The following is a 3,342-nucleotide window of genomic DNA, read 5'->3' on the forward strand; positions in this document are numbered from 1 at the left end:
CAGGCCTTTGGCGACTACCAGAACGAGCCTGTCATCTCTTACGGCGAGAAAAGCATCGCGCGCCGCCTGGGCCGTCCGGTGGGGCGTCTCGACGTGCTCTACAAGAACGGCAAGACCGGGTATTGCACCGCCTTCATCGTCGACACGCAGCACCTTGTGACCAACAATCACTGTATCCCGGGCATTGATGGCACGGGCGTGCAGGCGGCGCAGTTCGTCGCGGGCTATGTCGATGCCGCCAAGCCCGACACGGCCGAGAAATTCCAGGTGGGGCTGGAGCCGCTGGAGACCAGCGCCGCGCTGGATTACTCGGTCCTGCGTGTCTTCGGTGATCCCTCGGCGCGCTATGGTACCGTCGAACTGGCCGATGCCGATCCCGATCCGTCGGAATTCCTCTGGATCATCGGCCACCCGCAGGGGCAGGCCCAGCACATCAGCCGCGAGGGCTGTGCCGCGGGCGATCCGCCGGTCTCGACCGAGGGCAAGGTGGTCCATACCTGCGACACGCTGGGGGGCAACTCGGGCTCTCCCGTGTTCCGGATTTCCGACCGGCAGGTAGTGGCGCTGCACCACGCGGGCGACAACCGCACCGGGTTCAACTTTGCCATTCCGATGACCCGCATTCTCAAGGAAAGTGCGATCCTCAAGGCCGCCGCTCCGGCCCGTCCGCCGGAAGTGCCCAAGGGGCAGGGCGCCTGCGAGGTTCTCTGGACAGCGGCGGAACAGCATGGATGCCTTGGCTACCAGACCTTCCTGGCCCAGTGTGGAAAACACCCGCTTGCGCCGCTAGCGCGGGGGCTGGCAGACCGGACTTGCAAGCTGGCCGAGGAAACAGACCCCGACCCGGTCGATACAGACAAGGCCGATGCCCTGAAGGCCCGCATCGACGAGGCCCTGCGCACCGCCGAATTGCAGCGGGCCGAGATATCGCGCGAGGTCAGCGCCGCCGAACGCGCGGTGCTGAGCCTTGAAGGCACGGTCAACCGGGCCCGGGCCCGTGCCGGAGACGCCGAGTCCTCCTTCGATCCGGGCAGCGCCGAGGTGTCGGCGCTTTGGGACCGGATCACGCAGCGCCTGCGCACCCCGCTGACCGAGGCGCAGGAACGCGCCCGCGTGATGCCGACGCTGCTCAGCTCGATCGACCGGGAACTTGACGTGCTGCGCGGCGCCACGACCGAGGCCGAGATAGAGTCCGTCCTGAAACGCACCGCCACCCTGGCAGAGTCCAGCCGCGAGCGCCTGGCCTTTGTCTCTTCGCGCAAGAGCGAGGCCGAAACCCTGTTCAAGGACGGAGAGTTGCGCGCCGTGGCCATGCTGAAGGACGCGGTGCAGGATCAACGCTCTGCCGCGCTGCGCCGCACGATCGACCAGGCGCTGATCAAGGCCAACGATGCCCGCCGGGCGATGACCGTGGATCATGAAGAGGCCAAGGAACTGCTGGCTGTCTACGAGGCCCTCGTGAACCGGGCCAAGACGCAGGCCGCCACCGCCCGCCGGTCCGGCGGTCCCGGCGATGCCGAGGCGGCCGATGCCTGGGAAAGCCTCGGGCGCGGGCTGGCCGGTGACACGCTGCGGGTGAAATCCCGCGTCGAGGGCATGGAGCGATTTGGCCGCGCCATCGGCAGCGGGCTGGAGACCATCCGCAAGGCCGGCACCGAGCCCGAGGTCCGCCAGGCGCTGGCGCGTATCGAAAGCACGGCAGGGCTGGCTGACGACTGGCTTTCGGTGGTCGAGGCGCATCTCGCGGACGCCCGCGAACAGTTCGCCGTGACCGAGGTCCGTGTCGCGGCACTTCGGCTGGAGGCCGAAGAGGCCGCCGCCCGCCCGCCGATCGTCGTCCGCTGCCTGGAGGTTTCCATGCCCGTGTTCGCGGTCGAGGGGATCACCGGCGTGTCGCGCGAGGATTTCGACGCCGATGCGGCGGAACTGGCCTGCAGCGCGGCGCGCAAGGTCAGCGACGATCCTGCGGTGCACTACGGCTATGCCCGGGCGATGATCACCAAGAAGCGCTATGGCGAGGCGCTTCCGATCCTGCAGAACCCGCGCATGTCCGGCTTCATGCCCGCGCGCTATTCGCTGGGGGTGGCCTATAACAGCGGGCTGGGTGTCCGGAAGGACTTTGACCGGGCGCTGGCCATCTACCGCGAGACCGCGGCGGCGGGCCTGCCGCAGGGCAAGTTCTCGCTGGGGGTTTACTACAGCCTTGGCCGTGCGGTGCGTGCGGACCACGTCCAGGCGGCGCGCTACCTGGTCGAGTCCATCGCCGACGGCTATGCCCATCCGATCACCCAGCTGCACAAGCTGCCCAATGCCACCACGCGAGAGATCCAGCGAGAGCTGGTGCGGCGCGGCTACCTGGGGGCAGGGCAGGTGGACGGCGCCTTTGGCCCGACCACGCGCGGTGCGCTGGAGCGGCTTCAAAAGGCGTCCGGGCGCGGGTGATCACGCAGGCGTGACCGGGACGATTGCAGCGGCGCGATGCGCCGCTGTTTCGTCTTTTGAAACACAGTGATCGTTGCCCGAATCCCCCTGATAGAGGGCGCTGGCGCCACGTCAGGCAAGGAATTCTTTACTTGGCGGCAGGGTCGCGATCAAAGTAGTTTCAAACAGTATTCTTTCCAACGGGGACATTATCATGCGTCAACTCATGTCAGCACTCGCACTTTGTGCAGGGGCGGCGGCCGCATTCGGCCCAGCCGTTGCGCAGCAGGCTCCCGCCGAATTCGATCCCGCAGACTTTGGCAAGATCGTTATCCAGCCGCGTCAGTCGGCGGGCGGAGACGGGCTTGTCTTCGAGCAGGCCTTCGGCGACTACCAGAACGAGCCGATCATCAAGTACGGCGAGAACAGCCCGATCATCAAGCTGGGCCGCCCGATCGGCCGCCTGGACATGTTGTTCAAGAACGGCAAGACGGGCTTCTGCACCGCCTTCATCGTCGACGATCAGCACATCCTGACAAACCACCACTGCATTCCGGGCATGGACGGTGATCCCACCGGCCGTGACAGCGGCGTGCAGGCAGCTCAGTTCGTCGCCGGTTTCATCAAGCCGGGCAGCTCGGAAGGGGTGGACCGCTATACCGTCAGCCCGCAGATCATCGAGACCAACCGCGAGTTGGACTACACGGTGCTGCGCGTCTTCGGAAACCCGTCGACCAAGTACGGCAAGCTGAAACTGGCCGAGGCCGACCCGCAGGACAGCGAATTCCTATGGATCATCGGCCACCCGCAGGGCCAGGCCCAGCACATCAGCCGCGAAGGCTGTGCCGCCGCGATCCCGGCGATCTCCGCCGAGGGCAAGCTTATGCACAGCTGTGACACGCTGGGCGGCAACTCCGGCTC

Annotated in this window: 2 protein-coding genes; both read left to right on the forward strand. The window is 66.7% G+C overall.

What is annotated here, in order from left to right; genetic code table 11:
* On the forward strand, positions 1-2,442 hold a 2,442-nt coding region (locus PVW46_RS14460; protein ID WP_274576358.1), incomplete at its 5' end, for a trypsin-like peptidase domain-containing protein.
* 205 nt (positions 2,443-2,647) lie between these two features.
* On the forward strand, positions 2,648-3,342 hold a 695-nt coding region (locus PVW46_RS14465), incomplete at its 3' end, for a trypsin-like serine peptidase (RefSeq protein ID WP_274576360.1).

Origin of the sequence: Mameliella sp. AT18 (assembly GCF_028807275.1) — a bacterium.
Classification (GTDB): domain Bacteria; phylum Pseudomonadota; class Alphaproteobacteria; order Rhodobacterales; family Rhodobacteraceae; genus Antarctobacter; species Antarctobacter albus.